The sequence below is a fragment of the Streptomyces adelaidensis genome (genome assembly GCF_016598475.1).
Taxonomy (GTDB): Bacteria; Actinomycetota; Actinomycetes; order Streptomycetales; family Streptomycetaceae; genus Streptomyces; species Streptomyces adelaidensis.
Window position 1 is genome coordinate 41,909 of sequence record NZ_JAEMUX010000029.1, and the last position, 19,213, is coordinate 61,121.

Below are 19,213 nucleotides of genomic sequence, written 5' to 3' on the forward strand. Positions count from 1 at the left end.
CATTCGTGAATTTGGGGCTGTCGGTCCGGATCTCCTGGATGGCCACCCGTGGTTCTGGGTCGGTCAATTCTCCTGAATTGATGTTATTGCCACTTCGGCTTTCCTCGAGACGCCGTGAGGAAATAGAGCCACCAGACAGGATTGATGAAGTTCAGCCAATTCCTTCTATTTTTGAGGTGGCGCTCCCAATATGCATCCTGTTCTTCGATGGAGGCAATCATACTGGGTGGTGCATAATTGAAGGTTGGAACGAGGTCGCGTACTGTCGCGGGGCGCCACATGTGGAGAACGTAGACCATCCAAGCGCCATGAGATGCGGACAGTCCGGATGGTCTGACATTAGCTCGTGCCCCGTTGCAGCAGATTGCAATTCCTCTAGGGGAAAGTTGCGCTCGTACGGACCGTAGTGCTTGAAACACGTTGTCGCCGTTTGCCGATGCTTCAATGCCGCGAGGTGATTCCAGACGCAGGTGCCATGGGCCGTCCCCTTCGACCAGCATCCTCCACTGGACTTCCTGGCCGTCAAACTGGACACGGATCGGGATTTCTTCGTTCATTCTGCATATCCTGGGTTCTCGATGATTTCACCCGTTGGTCTTCCGTAGCGCCAATATTCCGCTCGTACGATGTTGTTTGGATCGATGTTCCTGAAAATTACTTCTCGTTCGGATGGGAAGCCTGTTCCATTTATCCAAGATCGAATCGCGCCACCTAGTGAGCGGTTGACATCTACGCCATATCCGGCGCCGCGGATCTCATATACCCAGGTGCCGCGACCTTTAGCTGACTGCGGAAAATTACCTGCCTCGCTGACACTCTTGCTGGTGCCGACCCAGTTTGAGGGGGTGTCGTAGAGTGAATATTTTCCGATGTCCTCGTTGGTTCCCTTCGGTGAAAAGCCATTTTCAAAAACTGTTTCAGGCAGGCGGGTATCCCCTCGATAGACTACTTTAGGTTCGATTACTGCCTTGCGTGCGACGCCAAAGTCATCTGCGACGGCTTGGCGGCAGGGGGAGAGTCCCTCCGGATCTACTGCCTCCAGTGGGTTATGGACGTATGCAGCGGGATTGGGTGCAGGAGTGAGGCCGAGGGGGTCAGGAGTGATGTAGCGGGCCGTTTCGGGATCGTAATGGCGGAAGTAGTTGTAGTGGAGGCCCGTTTCAGGGTCGAAGTACTGGCCGGGGAAACGTAGAGGTGTGTAGGCGATGCTGTTGGTGGCCCAGGCTGTGGTGCCCCACAGGGTGCTGCGGGTGCGCCAGGCGATCTCGCCTTGTTCGTCGACGAGTTCGGTAGGGGTGCCGACAAGGTCGGTGATGACGGCGAAGAAACGGGAGTCGATCGCCTGTTGGGGAGCCCCCGCAGGGGTGATGCGTTCGGTCTGGGAGATGGGCCGCAGGCCTTGGTAGTCCCAGGTCAGGGTGACCGCGTTCGGCAGAGCCGGGGACGTGGTGGTCTGTTCGCAGAGGGTCGTGCCGTCCCAGGTGAAGTCGACCCGCTCGATGACTGTTTTGCCGTCGTCCGCCAGACGGTGCTTCGCGGTACGGCGGCCCAGTGGGTCGTACGTGTAGCGCCAGCGTGTGCCGTCCGGCGTGGTCACCGATGTCAGCTGGTCCTCGGCGTCCCACTCGTACTGCCAGGAGTCCGGTTTGCGGGACAGGCGGGTTTTCTGGCGGAGCGCGATGCGGCCGAGGGTGTCGTGTTCATATCGGACACCTCCCGCACGGGTGATGCGGGTGCCCGCGTAGGCGCGGGGGCCGGTCGCCTCCTGGCCAGGGTGGTCGGTCGGCCATGACGCTGACGTCTGGTTGCCCGCCTTGTCGTAGGCGTATGTCTCCGTCCAGTTCGCGGCGTGCACTGCTGTTACGCGGCCTGTCGCGTCCAGATCAAAGTGGCGGGAGCCGGCGAGTTGGTCGTCGATGCCGATCAGGTTGCCGTCGGCGCGATAGGTGTACGTGCGGTGCTGGACCGAGCGGTTGCTTGCTCCCCGTACGGACTGGGTTGTCAAGCGGCTCAGGGAATCGAAGGTGTGCTCCAGGGTGACTGTCTCGCCGATGCGGCGGGTGACTTCGCGACCTGCCTCGTCGTAGGTAAAGTTGATGGTGTGGCCCGAGGCCGTCATTCCCGTGCGGCGACCGGTCGCGTCGTATGTCCACGTCGTCGTTGCGCCCGTCGGCGTGGTGCGGGATGACTGTCGGCCGAACTCGTCGTACTTATACGTCAGGTTGCGTCCGTCGACGTTTTCCGAGCGCACGAGGCCGAAGCGGTCGCGCAAGATTGTCAGAGCCGTACCATCCGGGCCCGTCGCATGGGCGAGCTGGTCCGTCATGTCGTATGCGTACGTCGTGACTTGTCCCGCTGTGTCCTTTCGGGTCACTTGCCCCAACGCGTTGCGGGTGAATGACACCACCTGGCCGAGCGTGTTCATACGGGATGTCAGGCGGCCTGCCCTGTCGTGGGTGTAGGTGAGGATGCGGTCGTCGAAGTCCGTCTCCGCCATGAGGCGACCCGTCGCGTCGTACTCGTAACTCCATGTCAGGCCCTGCGGGTTGGTTACCCGCGTCAGGCGCAACTCTTCGTCGTGGTCGAACTCGTAGCGCACGCCGTCCGGGCCCGTCCGGGCAGTCAGCAGGTCGAAATGGGTGTACTCGAAGCGAGAGACGGCGCCCATCGAATCCGTGTGGGTGGTGCAGTTGCCCTCACCGTCGTACGTCCACGACTCCATGGTGCCGTCGGCGGCCGTGCGGCGGACGAGGTGGCCCTCGATCGTCCACTCCAACTGGGTCACCGCACCCATTGGGTCCGTGATGGCGACGGGTCTGCCGAAGGGATCACGTTTGTATCGGCTTGTGGCGCCGAGGGAATCCGTGATCTCCAGGGGGAGACCGGCACGGTCACAGCGGACCGTTGCCGTGTGGCCGAGGGGATCGGTGACGGTGGTGAGGTGGCCTGAGTCGTTGTACGTGAAGTGGGTGGTGAGACCCGTTGGGGCCGTCACCGATGTGCGGTTGCCCCGTTCGTCGTACGCCTGGCGGACGACCGTGCCGTCCGGGTTCACCACTCGCACCGGCAGGCCGAGTTCGTTGTACTCGGCCCTCGCCTCGCGGCCGTCCGGGCGTATGACGACGGTCGGGTTGCCGGCCTTGTCGTAGCGGAACGTGGTCGTGTGGCCGAGCGGATCCGTGCGGGAGAGGAGGCGGTGGTAGCGGTCCCGTTCGAAGTGGGTGGCCGCGCCGAGGGGGTCGATCTCGGTGACGACCTGGCAGGCGTCGTTGATCACGAAGCGGCGGGTGTGGCCCTCGCCGGTCGTCGTGGTCGTCACGCGGTGCCCAGTTGCCGCATCCCGTTCGCCGTACGTGAAGAGGAGGCTCATGTGGCCGTGTGTGCCGCCCTCGGCGGTGCAGCGGTCCCGGTCGTCGTACTCGTACGCGTAGCCGCGGTCGTTCGTGTCCGTCCAGGATGTGACGCGGCCGACCTCGTCGTACGTGAAACGGAGCGGCAGACCGGAGGAGTTGATGACCTCGGTCAGGTCGCCGTCGGTGTAGCTGTAGCGCTTCAGTTCCTGGTCGCCGGAGGCCAGACGGAGTGCCGTGACCCTGTCTGCCTCGGTGGTGATACGCACGTCGTATCCGGCGCTGGAGACGATGCCGAGCGGGGCGCCCTCGGCGTCGTACTCGAAGGTGAGCCAGTTGCCGTTGCGGTCGTCGATCTGCTCGATGACGGCCAGGTCGTCCCGGCGGTCGGTGAAGTGCCAGACGCGGTGCGTCTGCGGGTCGGTGACGGTGTAGCCGCCATCCTCGCGGTCCAGGGGCCAGCGGGGGCCGTGGCTGGGGAGGGTCGGGACGCCCGGCGCCGGATGGGGATAGGCGAGGAGCAGGCCGTCCTCGGTGACGAAGATGACGCCCTCGGAATCGATCTCCAGGCGCTGGTCGACCGTCGAGGACCACGACGGGCCGAACCAGCGGCCGAAGTGGTAGCCGGACTCCACCCGCCGTCTGAAGACGAGAGGGAGAGCGCCCGGAAGCACCACGTCCGTCTGAGGCAGGTACATCTTGCCCGTGGTGAGGTCGACCGGGTCGGTCGGGTCCTTGTCGACCTTCTGGTTGGGGTTGTCGTGCTCACGGGGCCCCTCGCTGACGGTGTCCCTCAGCTCTCGTTTGGCTCCCGCCTCGGCCGCGTCATCGAGTGTCCGCTTGAGCGCGCCCTTGATGCCGCCCGTCGCCACTCCACGTGCCGCCCCCGCGCCCTTGGTTCCGAGGAGGTCGAGGATGAAGCGGCCCGTGAATTCGGATGGGTCCTTCCTGGCGGACTGCCAGGCGTCCTTGAGGGCCCGGTCCGGATGCGCCACCGTCGAGGTGACCCCGGCCAGCGTCATGTTGACGTTCTGGTAGTACTCGGCGGGGTGGGCGATGTTGTACGGGTCGAGGGCGTTCATGCCGCGGGCGAAGGTGATGATGCCGGCGCCGCCCTTGACGACGCCGCCGGCGACGTGGAGGAGTTCCGTGCTCCTCGACGCCCCGTAGTCGGTGATTTCGGCCGCGAGGCGGAGGGCGGGGGGTAGTTCGGCGGGGGCGTGCTCCAAGGCGGCCTTGACCGAGGTAGCGGCGGTGCGGGCGGCCTCGTTGCGTTGGCGGCGGGCCTCTTTGAGGAGGTCGTGGGCGCGGGCGATGTCCGACTTGCCGGGGTCGTCGAACCCGGCCGGCTTGGGCCCGGGGTCCTCACCGGACTTCACCTTGGCGTTGTAGGTGTCGACCTTGGCGTTGTACGCGTCCACCGCCGCGTTGGACGCCTTCACACCGGCCTTGTAGGCGTCGACGGCGTCCTGCGCCTGGCCCTGGGCCCACTTGACCGTGTCCGCGTAGGAATCGAGGGCCTTGGCGGCCTGGTCGCAGGCGTCGGACGCGTAGCGCCACTTCTTGGGGTGCATGGCGAACTTCTCGCGGAAGGTGTCGGCCGCCAGGCCCTTCCAGCGGGAGGAGTCCAGCTTGCCCATGCCGTCGGCGACCTTGTCGAAGGCCGTGTGGAAGTCCTTGAGGTGTTTGGCGCTCTCCTGGATGCGGCCGACGTTGCCGTGGATGAGTTCGTTGGCCTGTTCGGTTTCGCCGAGTTGCTGTTCGCCGGGGGTGGCGCCCAGGGCGGAGGCGGCGCCGTCGCCCCAGTCCTCCACCTTGTCCGCCACGCCGTGGAGGCCCATGTCCTCCAAGCGCTCGCCGGCGAAGTCGGTGCCCTTGTCGATGCCTTCGCCGACGAGCTTCTTGCCGTCGTCGTAGACCTCTTCGGCCTTGCCGACGACCGTGTTGGCGGCACCCTTGAGCTTGTCGCCCACGCCGTCCGGAATCCAGCCACCCATCAGCGGTCGCCCCCGCCCTGCCGCTGTCCCTCTCCCTGGGCTTCTTGGGCTCCCTGGGCCGCCTGCTCGCGCTCCTCGGGCGACGGGCCGTACTGCTGGTCCAGCCACGCCTCGTACTGCTGGTCCGTCATGCCCATCGACTCCTGCGGGTCGACCGGCCCGTGCTGGAGAAGGGGGGAGGTCAGTGCGTCACGCCGAGCGTCGTTCCAGGCCTGGTCGGTGTTCTCCTGGGCCCCCTTCCAGGACTCCGCGCTCCAGCCGGAGGTGGCGAACATGTGGTTGTCACCGATCTCGCCCCACGTCATCCGCGCGACATCGTCCTCGGTGAGATGCGGGTTGCCCATCACGGAGTTCGCCGCGATCTTGAAGGTGCCGTCGATGTACTGCTCGGTCTCGTAGAACGTGCCGGCTGCCAGACCCACGGCGTCCGCGAACGCACTGCCCTCCAGGATCAGCGCGCGCACACCCCACTCCCAGCGTTCGCAGAACGAGTCGAGCGCCGACGTCAGTCCGCCGTGGCCCAACTCCAGGCCGGACAGCGCCAGTTCGGAGAAGCCTCGGCCCGCACTCGCCTCGCCGATCATGCCGAGTTCGCGAAGCTCCGACATAGCCAGGTTGATGCCCTCGGTGATCAGGGACAGGGCTTCCACCTGCAGGTCCTGTCCACCACCGCCGGGGCCTCCGCCGGTACTACCGCCGCCGCCGCCGTCGTTCATCGCGTCAACTCCCCGTTTCCGCCGACCCCGTTCATCTCGCCTTCGTCCGTGTCCACGTCCGTGTCCACGTCCGTGTCCACGGCAGCCGCGTCCGGCACGATCCCCCGCACCGGCGGGAACAGCGCGCCCTGGCCCTCGCTGCCGGCGTCCAGCGCCACCCCGTACGGCACCGGCATCGCCGGGATCGCCACGTCCAGCAGCCGGGCGCCCAGGACACGGTCGTACGTCCACTCCCATGCGCCTTCGCCCCTTGCGATGGCGAACCGGGCCAGGGAGGGTTCGTCGGAGAAGGCGTAGATCCACCGGATGCCGCCATGCTCCGCGGTCAGGGGCGAGCCGTCGTCCGAGAGGGGCACCAGGACCGCCGTACGCCGGAACTCACCGAGCAGGGCGGCGGCTTCGCGCCGGCGGCGGGTGAGGGCGAGATCGTCTGCCGCCGGGGGAGGGGCGTGCTCTTCGGGCGGCACGGGTGGTTGTTCGGGCGTGGTTTCGTTCGGCTCTGCCGGTGAGGCCATTTCCACGTAGTCGAAGATCCTGGACCGGCGCGTCCCCTCCGCCACCCCGCTGCCTCCCCCGTGATCAGACATGCGTGCGATCATCGCACCGGCGTGCTACAGGCTGCAACGCCTTCGCCTTTGCCACCGTGTAGAGCGTCTCGCAGACGGAGAAGAAGGAGAGGTGAGGGGGAGAGAGGGGAGAGGCGAGGTGGGGAGAGGAGCGAAGAGGGGTACATGTCGCCGTGGCGACAGCGGTCCCCCTCCGGCTCCTGTGGCGTCCTACGCCCCCGGCCGCTCGCGGTACCTGTCCACCACCCCCCGCTTCAGTACGGCGTTCTCGCTCATGATCATGCCCTTCTTCCCCATCTCCCCGTCCGCCGTCAGGTAGCTGCGCTCGCCCAGGTACGTGAGGGTGTCACGGTCGAAGATCCACTCGGTTGCCCAGGCGGCGCGCTCGTCGACCCGGCGGATGCCGACGCCGTGCCGCCCGGCGGGGTCGACGGCGTCCTCGATCAGGGTCACCCCGGGGATCTTCGCCGCGGCCTCGTACAGTGCGGCGGCGGTCGCCGGCGGCATGATCGTCTCGCCCAGCAGTTCGCCGATCCTGTCGAAGACGGCCTGGGCCTTCTCCTGGCCCTCCACCTTGCCGGTCAGGCGGTAGAGCTCGGTGAGGAGTTCGTCGGGGTCGGTGGGCAGGGCGGCCAGCCACTTGTACGTGGGGCGGTCGATGCCCGCCGGGGTGCCCGGTGAGCCCGGCGGCAGCAGTTCCCTGACCGGGGAGTAGCCGCCCGCCTCGTAGTGCAGGGCCAACTGCTTCACCGGGCCGGGCTCCTGCGACACCCACACCTCCCGCTGGTGCAACTCTTCGGGCTTGAACGGGCCGTCCTCGAAGGCCTCCGCCCCGGCGGTCAGACTCTTGACGTAGACCAGCTGGTCGTCGTGGACGGGCGTGACCTCCGTCTGGGCGGCGACGTCGGCGATACGGTCGAGGAAGAGGGCGGCTGTCTCGGTGTCGGACGGTTCCAGCCCGTAGCCGGAGTCCATGTTCGTGACGAGGCCGACGGTCAGCGCACCGGCCAGCGCGAGGGCGGCGGCGGGCATCCAGAGCGCCGGGCGAAGCGCCTGGACGCGTGGCTGCCGGGCCGTGGTGGGGGCGTGGGGCGCGGGTATCCGGTCGTCGTCGATGAGCTGCATCAAACGGTCCTTGTGGTGGGCGAGGCGACCAGGCGGAACGTCCCGTTCGGGCGGGGGCGGCAGCACTCGGGCCAGCTCCTCGTTCATCGGGATCCCTCCTGAATCTCCTTGAGCGGAAGGGCCGCGAACGCGGCCTCGCCCTCTACCTCTCCGCGACGACGCCCCGGTTCCATGCCATTTGTGCTGGTTTCTGACCGCTGCCCGTCCGGTCCCTCGCTCCGCCGCTCGCTCAGACGTTCGTCCGTGAGCCGGCGGAGCCGTGCCCGCGCCCGCGACAGCCGCGACCGCACGGTCCCCACCGAGACACCCAGGGCCTGGGCCGCCTGCGGATAGTCGAGGCCGCCCCACACGCACAGCGCCAGCACCTCCCGCTCCCCGCGCCGCAGTCGCCCGTACACCTGGCGTACGGCGGCGAGCCGGCGCGCGTCGTCGAGGCGCCCGGCGGTCTCGTCGGCGAAGTCGGCCACCGGGTCCGGGGCCGGGCGGCGGGCCAGGAAGGCCAGGCGGCGGCCGAGGCCCCGGTTGGCGTTGCGGGCCTTGTTGGTCGCGATGCCCAGCAGCCACGGCTTCAACGTGCCCCCGTCCGACTCCAGTTGCGCCCGCGTGCGCCAGGCGTCCAGGAAGGTGTCCGCCATCACCTCCTCGGCCGTCGACCAGTCGCCGGTCAGCCGGTAGGCATGGTTGTAGACGGCGCGCGCGTACGCGTCGTAGACCTCCGCGAAGGCCTCCCGGTCCCCGGCCCGTATCCGCGCCCGCAACGGGTCACTCATCTCGCATGCACCTCTTACACCTCACACCCCGTGTCTCTCCGCGAGACGGGGGAGGTTCCGGTGACCTGCGCCACAGCGGCAGTGTGGCGCGTAGGGCGCGAACGGGCGGCAGTCCATCCGCCGAGGGTCGTCAATTCTCCCCGCACGAGACCCGGTCACCCGTCCGGGTGCCCTCAACGCCCGTGCTGGCGTGCCGAGTTGGGGCATATGCGTCTTACTCTGTGTGGATACGGCCCGTACCTTCGGTGAGTTGATCAAGAAGATTCGGTGTTGATCGGGGCATGCCGTGGATATGGTGCTGATGCAAGACGATGCAGGAGGGGCGTCGAGGCCGGCGTCGAACCTCACAGGGGCCATCTGGGGCGGTGGACGACCATCCCGCCGCCGCAGTGAACGGGGTGGTGTGCAGCGTGCCGACCGCGATAGCCGTCACCAGTTCCGACCTGGTGCTCCCACCGCATGACCGGCAGACCCCGCTCGCAGTCGTACAGCCGCAGGAGACCCTCGAAAGCTCCCTGCTCGGCATGCACGCGCTCATCGAACAGCACGGCTACGTCATCGCCCTCCACTCGGTCTCCGACGCGTCCGCCGTCACCCGGCGGCTGCACACCGTCCGCTCCGTGCTGGAGAGCGACCGCATCGCGCTGCTCGGCGTCGACCTGCCGCCGCTCGGACTCGCCCTGCTCGCCCAGCAGTTGCGGCAGCTGTCCGTCTGCGACTTCAGCCCGGGCGTGCTCGCCTCCTCCGTACGCCTCCTCGCGCACTACATCTACGCCGGCGCCCTCCTCGGCTCCGTCGCCAAGCTGGACCGGGTGCCGGTCACACTGAAGTCGCACGCCAAGTCCTGGGTGCCGGGCGCCCAGTTCGCCGTACTGGCCAACCCCCGGCCCCAGCTCGTCCGGCTGAACGTCGCCGACCAGGAACCCCTCGCGGGGCCCGAGTTCGGCACCCGGCTGCTCGTCGCGCAGGGGCCGCAGCCGCCGTCGGACTGGGTGACCGGGACGCTCGCGCCGGCCTGGCAGGTGCAGGGCGTCGCGACGGTGCCGCTGCCGGCGGGGTCCGCGCGCTGGTGGGGGACCGGGAAGCTCGTCGAGTTCGCCGCCGGCCTCTCCGACGTCTCCGTGCTCTACCAGCTCGTGTCGTCCGTACGCCGCGAGACCTGCCACTGGTGCGGCCTCGAACTCATCGGCGACCGCTGCGGGTTCTGCGCGGCACCCTTACGTGAACCGGAACCCGCCCCCACCTCGGTCGGCGTGGCCGGACCGTCCGGCCCCGTCCGGGCCCTGCCGCGAGGGGCCCCATGACGGACGAACGACAACTTCACAGCCGGCGATGCAGCCCGCGAGCCGACTCGCGATGCAGCCCGCGAGCCGACTGGCAAGACAGCCCGCAAGGCCGTACGACCCGTCCGTCCTCACCCCGATCGAGGTTGTCCGCGTCATGAACTCACGCCAGCGCCGCGGCGTCGTCCTGCTGGTCCTCTCGGCCCTGTGCGCCCTGGCCGCCTTCGCCGGAGTGCTCTCGGTGATCCGTGACGTGAACGCGAAGGTCGGACCCGAGGTGACGGCGTACCGGCTGAAGAACGACATAGCACCCTACAAGGAGCTGTCGGCAAGCCAGTTCGAGAAGATCACGATGCCGGAGCGGTGGCTGTCCGGTACGGCGGTCACCGATCTGGCGCAGATCCGCGGGAAGATCGCCGTCACCCAGCTGGAGAAGGGCTCACTGCTCCAGTCCGACATGATCGTGGACCGGCCCGAACTCGAAGCGGGGCAGCAGGAGATCGCGATCCTGATCGACGCGTCCACCGGTGTGGCGGGGAAGATCAACCCGGGGTCGCGGGTCAACATCTACGCCACGTTCGAGGAGAAGGACAGCGACTCGGGCAAGGACACGTCCAAGCTGATGGTCGCCGACGCCCGCGTCATCGACGTCGGCAAGCTCACCCCCCTCGAAGCCGGCCAGTCCAGCAGCGAACGCCGCCGTACGGCCACCGAGGCGGTCCCGATCACCTTCGCGCTCGACACCGCCGACGCCCAGCGCGTCGCGTTCGCCGAGTCGTTCGCCGAGCACGTCCGACTCGCCCTCGTCGGGGGCGGGGAGGCCACCGTCGTCGTACCGGACGACCGTTCGTACACCCTCGACGAGGACAAGTAGGAGGCCGCGCGATGAGGTCGGTCCGGAATGTCCGTACGAGGATGCCTGGAGCAGAGGTGCGGTGGGTGGGCATGCTGAGGAGGGCGCGGCGCGTGGGCGTGCCGTGGCGGCCGAGTGCGCCCCGGGAGCCGTGGGGGCCGTGGGAGCCCTTGTGGTGTGAGGCGGCCGCGCCCCACCCGTCCTCCGTGCCCGGAACGGGGACGCGCCGATGACCATCCGCATCCTCCCCGCCGTCGGGGACGCCGACTCGGCCCGCGCTCTCACCACCCTGCTCGGTCAGCTGTCCGACGCCGAACCGGCGCCGCATGTCGCCGACTCCACCGCCCTGCTCGACACCCTCGCGCGGCTGGCCGCCGAGTCGCTGGACGAGCTGCCGGAGGTGGTGCTCGTCCACGAACGGATCGGCCCGGTACCGGCGTTGGACCTGGTCCGCGACCTCGTCCTGCGGTTCCCGGCGGTCGGCGTCGTCCTCATCACCTCCGACACGAGCACCGGCGTCCTCACCGCCGCCATGGACTCCGGCGCCCGCGGCATCGTCAACCTCCCCCTCTCCTACGACGCCCTCGCCGAGCGCGTCCAGGCCGCCGCCGCCTGGTCCGCCGGCATGCGCCGTCACCTCGGCAGCAGCAGCACTCCGGAGCTGTACTCGGGCCCCGGCGGCACCGTCGTCACGGTCAGCGGAGCCAAGGGCGGGGTCGGCGCCACCGTCACCGCCGTGCAACTCGCCCTGGCGGCCCGCGCGTCCGGCCGTACGGTGGCGCTGGTCGACCTCGACCTGCAGTCCGGGGACGTGGCGTCCTACCTGGACGTGCAGTTCCGCCGCTCGGTCGTCGACCTGGCCGGCATCGCGGACATCAACCCCCGCGTCCTCCAGGAGGCGATCTTCGCCCACGACACCGGTATCGCTCTCCTCCTCGCCCCCGCCGAGGGCGAGCGCGGCGAGGAGGTGACGGACCGCGTCACCCGCCAGATCCTGGCCGCCCTCCGCTCCCGGCACGACGTGGTGGTCGTCGACTGCGGTTCACAGATGAACGCGGCCACCGCGGCGGCCGTCGAGATGGCCGACCAGGCGCTGCTGCTGGTGACGCCCGACGTCGTCGCCATCCGCGCCGCCAAACGCATGGTCCGCCTCTGGGACCGCCTCCAGATCCGCAAGGCCGAGGAGACGCTGACAGTCGTCAACCGTCACTCGCGCGGTACGGAGATCCAGCCGTCGCTAGTCGAGAAGGTCACCGGCACGAAGGTGGCCCGCGCCGCCGTCCCCGCCGCCTTCAAGGAACTCCAGTCCGTCGTCGACGCGGGCCGCCTCCAGGACCTCGACGCCCGCTCGGTCGTCAAACAGGCACTGTGGGCGCTGGCGGGGGAACTGGAACTCGTCGCCCCTCCGGAGAGCGGGAGCGGTGGCCGCCGCCGCAGGGCCTCCGGCGACCGGGGCGCCCTCGTCCTCCGCCGCAAGGGGGGCGACCGGGGCTCAGTGACCCTCGAATTCGCCGGGATGTTCCCCCTCATCCTCGTCGTCATGACCATCCTCTGGCAGGCCGCCCTCTACGGCTACACCTTCACCCTCGTCGGCAACGCCGCCGACGAGGCCGCCCGCGCCGCCACGGCCGCCTACGCGGTCGACGGCGACGTCGCCGGCGCCTGCCAGGCCGCCGGCACCCAGAACCTTCCGGGCGCCTGGAGCGACACCTCCATCGACTGCGCCCCGGTCGGCACGATCATGCGCGCCGAGGTCCAGGCCAACGTCCCCCTCTTCTTCCCCGGTTTCGACGCGGGCTGGACCGTCAACGGCGAGGCAGGGGCGGCACTGGAGGGGGACGCGGGATGAACGCGCCCAGCGAGGGGTGGGGGAGCGGGGGCCGGAGCGGCCGGAGTGGCGGGAGTGGCGGGAGTGGCCTGGGCGGCTTGGGCGGCCTCAGCCTGCTGAGCCGCCCGGCGGCCGCCCACCCTCGCGCGGCCGAGGGCGCGGGGTTGCCGGGGGCGCTGGACCGGGAGGGTTGGCGTACGGCGCGGTTGCTGGACCGGGAGGGTTGGCGTACGGCGCGGGCTTTGGGCCTGGACGTTTCGCGCCCGGCGCGGTTGCTGGACCGGGAGGGTTGGCGTACGGCGCGGGCTTTGGGCCCGGACGGTTCGCGCCCGGCAGGTTCCGCGCCCGCCCGCCCTCAGCGGACTCGGCCTGGGGCACACGTGTTTTTCCCGCTGGGCTCTTCGCCCGTTGTTCCTGGCTCGCCCCGGTCCGGGGTCGCCGTCTCCCTCCCGCCCGGCTCGGCGCCCGCCGCTCCACGCGCGCCCCGCACCGAGAACCCGCCACGACGGGGATCAACCACGACGGCCCACCCCGGCGGTGCCGAACAGACCGTGCCCCCGGCGACCCCCGCCGCACGTACGAACGCGGCGCCCCCCACACCCCCCGCGAAGCCGCCGCAGGCGCCCCCCCAACCCCGCCGCTGGAACGACCAGGGCTCCTCCATCCTGGAGTTCGCCGGATTCCTCCCGATCCTCCTCCTCGTCGGCATGGCGGCGATCCAGCTCGGCCTGGTCGGCTACGGCATCAGCCAGGCCGGTTCGGCGGCGCGGGCGGCGGCCAGGGCCGAGTCGCTGGAGATCGGCGCGGGCGAAGCCGCCGGCGCCGCGGCGGCGAGCGCGTGGCTGGACCCGACCCCCGACGCGGACCGAGGCACGGACACCACCACGGCCACGGTCACCGTCACCGTCCCCTCGGTGATCCCCCTCTTCGACCCGGTCACCGTGGAACGCACCGCCACCATGCCCAACGACGACGACAGCTGACCCACCCACGGCACCCACCCCCAACACGCCTTTCGAGAGGAGTTGACGAAGAAGATGAGCCTGCGATCCCGTATCGCCGCCCCCGACGAAGGCGGCACCGGACGCGAGGACGGACACCTCGTGGCCGTCTACCGTGCCAAGCTCCTCGAAGAGATCGACCTGGCCGAGATGTCGACCCTGACGGCAGCCGACCGCAGGGCCCGCCTGGAACGCGTACTCGGCCACATCATCAGCCGAGAGGGCCCGGTCCTCTCCTCCGCCGAACGCTCCCAGCTGATCCGCAGGGTCGTGGACGAGGCCCTCGGCCTCGGTGTCCTCGAACCGCTCCTCGCCGACGCGTCGGTCACGGAGATCATGGTCAACGGCCCCGACTCGATCTTCGTGGAGCGAGCCGGCCGCGTCGAACAGCTCCCCCTCCGCTTCGCCTCCACCGACCAGCTCATGCAGACGATCGAACGCATCGTCTCGACCGTCAACCGCCGCGTGGACGAGTCGAACCCCATGGTCGACGCCCGCCTCCCCACCGGCGAACGCGTCAACGTCATCATCCCGCCGCTCGCCCTCACCGGCCCGACCCTCACGATCCGCCGCTTCCCCCGCGCGTACACGCTCCCGGAACTGATCGGCCTCGGCTCCCTGGACGAGCAGATGCTGATGCTCCTCGCCGCCTTCGTACGCGCCCGCTTCAACGTCATCGTCAGCGGCGGTACGGGCACCGGGAAGACCACCCTCCTCAACGCCCTCTCCGGCCTGATCCCGTCCCACGAGCGCATCATCACCATCGAGGACTCCGCCGAGCTCCAGCTCCAGCAGGAGCACGTGATCCGCCTGGAGTCCCGCCCCCCGAACATCGAGGGCAAGGGCCAGGTCACCATCCGCGACCTGGTCCGCAACTCCCTGCGGATGCGCCCCGACCGCATCATCGTCGGCGAGGTCCGCGGCGGCGAGACCCTCGACATGCTCCAGGCCATGTCGACGGGCCACGACGGCTCCCTCGCCACCGTCCACGCCAACTCCGCCGAGGACGCCCTGATGCGGCTCCAGACCCTGGGCTCCATGTCCGAGGTCCTCATCCCCTTCGAGGCCCTCAAGGACCAGATCAACTCGGCGGTGGACGTGGTCGTCCAGCTCACCCGCTTCGCCGACGGCTCCCGCAAGGTCACCGAGATCGCACTCCTCGTCTCGCACGGCCGCGAGCAGTTCCGCATCGCCCCGGTCACCCGCTACGTCCCGAGCCCCCTCGGCGCCGACCGCGTCGTCCAGGGCCGCTTCGAACACCTGCCGATACCCCGCACCGTCGCGGAGAAGCTGTACGTGGCCAACGAGCCGCTGCCACCCGCGTACGGAGTGGCCGAGGCCATCGACGTACTGAACACCCGCCAGGCCATCGGATAGCCCGAGAGCCCCGAGGAGGTAGGACCCGAACATGGCGACACCCCTGGACCTGGACAACTCCACCCTGCTGGCCCTCGGCGCCACCGTCCTCTGCGGCACCCTCGCCGTCGCGGGCGCGCACACCTACGCCTCCGGGCGCGCCCAGCGCCAGGCCCTGGTCGACCGCCTCGCGGGCAGCCCCGGCGGCCCGCTGCGCACGGCGGCGGGACGCGTACGACGCTTCACGGCCGTCGACCGCCGCCTGCGCCGCACCCGCCTCGGCCGCGCGATCCATCTGCGCCTGACGACGACGGGACTCGACCTGACGGCGGGCGAGTTCGCCACCTACGTCACCATGGCCGTCGTCGCCCTGTGGCTGATCGCCGCCGCCACCCTCGCCCCGTTCTTCGGCCCGATCGCCGGCGCCGTAGGGATCTGGAGCGCGGCCATCTTCCTCAACTGGCAGCGCCAGAAACGCATCGAGGCCTTCATCAACCAACTCCCCGACGTGGCCCGCCTCCTCGCCAACGCCACCGCCGCCGGCCTCGCCCTCCGTACGGCCCTGGCGATGGCGGCGGAGGAACTGGAGGCCCCGGCGGGCGAGGAACTGGCCCGAGTCGCCGACCAGCTCGCCCTCGGCCGCTCCGTGGACGACGCCCTCGGCGAACTCGCCGAACGCCTCCCCTCCCGCGAACTGATCGTCCTCGTCACCACCCTCGTCCTGTCCAACAAGGCGGGCGGCACCGTGGTCAGCTCCCTGCGCAACCTCACCCAGACCCTGGAGGACAGGAAGGAGACCCGCCGCGAGGTCCGCACGATGCTCTCCGAGGTCAACGCGACCGCCTTCACGGTCCCCCTCCTGGGCCTCGGCTCCCTCCTCCTGATCAACTCCTCGAACGACGGCGCCCTGGCCCGCGTCACCGGCTCCCCCCTCGGCCAGGCCCTGGTCCTGATCTCGATCGGCCTCTACACGGTCGGCTTCTTCGTCATCCGCCGCCTCGGCAAGATCGAAGTATGAGAAGGAACCGGACGGACCCGAGACGATGATGACGACGCCGATGCTCCCCCTCCTCCTCGCCCTCCTGACGGCCGTCGCGGTCGCCGGCGTCCTCCTCGGCATCCGCATGATCCGAGCCGACGCGAAACTCCCCAGCGACCTGGCCCTCGCCCTGGAGGTGGGCGCCACCCGCGTCTCGAAGACCGGCTCGGCCGTCGACCGCCTGGGCATGCGCTTCGCCCCCCTGGTCCTGCGCCTCATGGGCCCCCGCCGGGTCGAGGCCAAGCGCCATCGCATCGACATGGCGGGCAACCCCGGCGGTCTCACCCTCAACCGCTACGCGGCCCGCCGAGCCGTCTACGGCTTCTTCGGGGCCTTCATGGGCCTGGTCTTCCTCACCAGCGACCGCCCCCTCTTCGCCGCCGGCACCTTCGCCTTCGGCCTCCTCGCCGCCGACGCCGCGATCTGGCAGGCCGTCCGCGAACGCAAGGACGTCATCGACCGCACGCTGCCCGACTTCCTGGACGTCCTCGCCGTCGTCGTCTCGGCCGGCCTCGGCTTCCGCCAGGCCCTGGACCGCGTCGCCGCGAAGTACGAGGGCCCCTGGGCCGACGAACTCCGCATCACCCTGCGCCAGATGGACATGGGCGTCAGCCGCCGCCAGGCCTTCGACGAACTCCGCAGGCGCAACTCCTCGGAGCAGGTCGCCCAGTTCGTGTCAGCCCTCCAGCAGGGCGAGGAACTGGGCTCCCCGATCGCCGAGACCCTCATCCAACTGGCCGCCGACATGCGCCGCACCGACGCCCAGAACGCCCGCCGTCGCGCCGCCCGCACCATCCCCAAGGCGACCCTCGTCACCCTGATCTTCATGCTCCCGGCGACGATGATCCTGATCGCCACGGGAATGTTCCTCGGCTCGGGCACCAACTTCGGCGACATCCTGGGCCGATGACGGCGCCCCGGCCGACACCCCCGCGAACGCCGCTGTCCCAGCTGCGGGCCGCCACGCGGCCGACCCTGCTTCCCGCCCTGCCGCGGCTACGAGCGGCCGCGCCGCCCGGCGGGCTTCCCGCTCCGGCCCAGCTACGCGCAGCCGCGTCGCCGGGGCGACGGGGGTCCCCCCGCTTGAGTGAAGCCGAGAGTGGGGGAGGCCGGCCGCAGCGGAGCCCCGCACGCGCCGGCAAGCGCCACACACCCCCGCCCGGCCCCAGCACCGGCTACCTGGCGGACGACGCCACACCCCCCGCCACCCTCCGCCTCCAGCTCAACGCCCTCCAGGCCCTCTCCCGCCAGACCTTCGCCGTCCGCCTCACCATGCTCGCCGTCGGCACCCCCTTCGCCATGGCCAACACCACGGACGGCGCCCCGACCCACGCCGTACTCCTCGCCGCCGTCCTCGGCATCACCATCTCCTACGCCATGCTCAGGGACTGGGACCGCTTCGCCCCCCGCCTCCTCGCCCACCCCACCCTCATGGCCCTGGACCTCCTCTTCGGCGCGGTCCTCCTCCTCACCGCCTCCCCGGCCTCCCCCCTCGCCTACGCCACGGTCTGCACCCCCCTCCTCTCCGGCCTCCTCTACGGCTGGCGCGGCGCCGGCGTCCTCACCGGCCTGCAACTGGCCGTCCTGCTGACTGTCCACCGAACCTGGGAACACCGCCCCGGCGCGGGCGCCAGCACCCTCCTCATCGCCGGCTTCTGCGTCGCGGCCGGCATCATCGGCGTAACCCTCCGCAACCTGATGTTCCGCTTCGGTACGGCCACCCAGGCGCTCTCCGAGGTGACGTCCCGCCTGGCCGTCGCGGAGGCCGTGGAGTCCGAACGCGCCCGCCTGGCCCGCGAACTGCACGACTCGGTGGCCAAGACCCTCCACGGCCTGGCCCTCGCCGCAGACGCCCTGGCGACCTCGGCGGACCACCAGACCCCGGACCCCACCCACCTGAAGCAACAGGCCACCCTCGTCGCGTCGGCGGCCCGCCGGGCAGCCGCAGAATCCCGAGACCTCCTCACGGACCTACGCCGCCACACAGACCTGACGACCACCCCACCGGCAGACCTGACAACCGAACTGGCGACACGGACCTCGGATTTCGAGTCCCGCACAGCCATCCCCACCCACCTCACCCACCTCACCCACCTCACCCACAAGGGCACATCACCCCCACCACCCCTCCCACCCGAAACGACCCGCCACCTCCTGGCGATCGCGGCCGAGGCCCTGGAGAACATCCACCGTCACGCGAAGGCGACAGCGGTGGACGTGACATTGGAGCTGACGACCTCTCCGGACACCCTCCACCTCACGATCAAGGACAACGGCGTAGGCCTCCCGTCCCCCCACACCCTCGAAGAGGCACCGAGATCCGGCCACTTCGGCCTCCTGGGCATGACGGAACGCGCGACTCGAACAGGCGCGGCCCTGGACCTTGTCTCGGACCCCTCGGGTACGACAGTCACCCTGACCCTCCCGCTCACCCCCGAAGCGCCCCCACAGGAGGCCGCACATGCCTGACCAGGACCAGGCACTCCCCGGACTCCCCGGCCCACCCCTGCGGGTACTCGTCGCGGACGACAACCCCGTCGTCCGTGCCGGTCTCACCGCCCTGCTCGGCACACACCCCGACATCGAGGTGGCGGCCCAGGCCACGAACGGCGAGGAAGCGGTACGTGAGGCGCGCCGCCACGGTCCGGACGTAGTCCTCCTCGACGTCCGCATGCCCGGCACGGACGGCCTCACCGCCCTCCCCGAACTGGCCGCGCTCTGCCCCGTGATGATGCTGACCTACAGCACAGAACCCCAGGTCGTGGCCGAGGCCCTGCGCCGGGGCGCATCCGGCTACCTGGTCCACGGAGACTTCACGGCCCCCGAACTGATCAAGGCGGTACGGGACTTGCGGGAAGGTAGACCCACGATCAGCTCCTCGGCCTGGACGTCCGCCTCGCCCTCCCTTTCGCCCTCCGTTTCGAATGGCTCAAGTCCACTCGGCGTTTCCTACGAACCTTCACACGAAAGTCACGACCACTCTTCGCAGCTGCAACCAGTTGTGGCACAGTCGTCAAAGGCTCGCCCCGCCTACGCGTCGGCACTCCACCGCCGCATCCTCGACCGCTCCAACCGACCGTCCTTCGGCCTGAGTTCAAGGGAGGTGGAGGTAATGGACCTCATCGCATCCGGCATGAGCAACCGCCAGATCGCCGCCACCTGCTTCATCAGCGAGAAGACCGTCAAGAACCACATCAATCACATCTTCGCGAAACTGCACACCTCAACCCGCAGCGAAGCCATCGCCCACTGGCTCGGCACGGCCCACGACGGATGGACCCGATGAGCCGCCCCGCGGGGGGAAGTTGGGCCCCTGGACCCACCCGCGG

At 69.6% G+C, this 19,213-nt stretch carries 15 protein-coding genes; 9 read left to right on the forward strand and 6 right to left on the reverse strand.

All coding sequences use genetic code 11. The features are described 5' to 3' along the window. Nucleotides 1-83 precede the first annotated feature (83 nt). From I8N67_RS18775 to I8N67_RS18800, 6 genes are all read right to left on the reverse strand, one after another. A complete protein-coding gene (locus I8N67_RS18775; RefSeq protein WP_200304287.1) occupies nucleotides 84-557 on the reverse strand; it encodes a hypothetical protein in 474 nt (157 codons plus the stop codon). Further along, complete coding sequence (locus I8N67_RS18780; RefSeq protein ID WP_200304288.1) at nucleotides 554-5,347, reverse strand: putative T7SS-secreted protein; 4,794 nt, start codon at nucleotides 5,345-5,347, stop codon at nucleotides 554-556. Before I8N67_RS18780 ends, I8N67_RS18775 begins: the two co-directional genes overlap by 4 nt. Then, nucleotides 5,347-6,063, reverse strand: coding sequence for a hypothetical protein (locus tag I8N67_RS18785; RefSeq protein ID WP_200304289.1), 717 nt, complete (start codon nucleotides 6,061-6,063; stop codon nucleotides 5,347-5,349). Before I8N67_RS18785 ends, I8N67_RS18780 begins: the two co-directional genes overlap by 1 nt. After that, nucleotides 6,060-6,650 carry a hypothetical protein gene (locus I8N67_RS18790; RefSeq protein ID WP_200304290.1) on the reverse strand — a complete coding sequence of 197 codons (591 nt, stop codon included), beginning with the start codon at nucleotides 6,648-6,650 and terminating at the stop codon, nucleotides 6,060-6,062. Before I8N67_RS18790 ends, I8N67_RS18785 begins: the two co-directional genes overlap by 4 nt. 189 nt (nucleotides 6,651-6,839) lie before the next feature. Further along, complete coding sequence (locus tag I8N67_RS18795; RefSeq protein WP_200304291.1) at nucleotides 6,840-7,841, reverse strand: CU044_5270 family protein; 1,002 nt, start codon at nucleotides 7,839-7,841, stop codon at nucleotides 6,840-6,842. Then, complete coding sequence (locus tag I8N67_RS18800; RefSeq protein ID WP_200304292.1) at nucleotides 7,838-8,524, reverse strand: RNA polymerase sigma factor; 687 nt, start codon at nucleotides 8,522-8,524, stop codon at nucleotides 7,838-7,840. The genes I8N67_RS18795 and I8N67_RS18800 overlap by 4 nt, the downstream gene beginning before the upstream one ends. Nucleotides 8,525-8,889: 365 nt before the next feature. Between I8N67_RS18800 and I8N67_RS18805 the strand changes: the two genes are divergently transcribed. The 9 genes from I8N67_RS18805 (at nucleotide 8,890) to I8N67_RS18845 (ending at nucleotide 19,170) form a co-directional block, all read left to right on the forward strand. After that, on the forward strand, nucleotides 8,890-9,828 hold the full coding sequence (locus tag I8N67_RS18805; protein WP_307835279.1) for a hypothetical protein: 939 nt from the start codon (nucleotides 8,890-8,892) through the stop codon (nucleotides 9,826-9,828). 136 nt (nucleotides 9,829-9,964) lie between these two features. Then, complete coding sequence (gene cpaB, locus I8N67_RS18810) at nucleotides 9,965-10,681, forward strand: Flp pilus assembly protein CpaB (protein ID WP_200304293.1); 717 nt, start codon at nucleotides 9,965-9,967, stop codon at nucleotides 10,679-10,681. 208 nt (nucleotides 10,682-10,889) lie between these two features. Then, the gene (locus I8N67_RS18815; protein WP_200304294.1) at nucleotides 10,890-12,509 is read left to right on the forward strand and encodes a CpaE/TadZ family protein; all 1,620 of its coding nucleotides are present in this window, start codon (nucleotides 10,890-10,892) and stop codon (nucleotides 12,507-12,509) included. A gap of 530 nt (nucleotides 12,510-13,039) precedes the next feature. Continuing rightward, complete coding sequence (locus I8N67_RS18820) at nucleotides 13,040-13,471, forward strand: TadE family protein (protein WP_307835280.1); 432 nt, start codon at nucleotides 13,040-13,042, stop codon at nucleotides 13,469-13,471. 54 nt (nucleotides 13,472-13,525) lie between these two features. Further along, nucleotides 13,526-14,866: a TadA family conjugal transfer-associated ATPase gene (locus tag I8N67_RS18825; RefSeq protein WP_200304295.1), complete on the forward strand. Its 1,341-nt coding sequence runs from the start codon at nucleotides 13,526-13,528 to the stop codon at nucleotides 14,864-14,866. Between the two features lie 31 nt (nucleotides 14,867-14,897). Next, entirely contained in the window at nucleotides 14,898-15,863 is a 966-nt protein-coding gene (locus tag I8N67_RS18830) for a type II secretion system F family protein (RefSeq protein ID WP_372443743.1), read from the forward strand. A gap of 28 nt (nucleotides 15,864-15,891) precedes the next feature. Further along, nucleotides 15,892-16,794 carry a DUF5936 domain-containing protein gene (locus I8N67_RS18835; protein WP_200304325.1) on the forward strand — a complete coding sequence of 301 codons (903 nt, stop codon included), beginning with the start codon at nucleotides 15,892-15,894 and terminating at the stop codon, nucleotides 16,792-16,794. Beyond that, nucleotides 16,791-18,353 (forward strand): DUF8745 domain-containing protein, encoded by a 1,563-nt coding sequence (locus I8N67_RS18840; RefSeq protein WP_372443744.1) that lies wholly within the window; start codon nucleotides 16,791-16,793, stop codon nucleotides 18,351-18,353. Before I8N67_RS18835 ends, I8N67_RS18840 begins: the two co-directional genes overlap by 4 nt. After that, nucleotides 18,346-19,170 (forward strand): response regulator transcription factor, encoded by an 825-nt coding sequence (locus I8N67_RS18845; protein WP_200304297.1) that lies wholly within the window; start codon nucleotides 18,346-18,348, stop codon nucleotides 19,168-19,170. The genes I8N67_RS18840 and I8N67_RS18845 overlap by 8 nt, the downstream gene beginning before the upstream one ends. The last annotated feature ends 43 nt before the right edge of the window (nucleotides 19,171-19,213 follow it).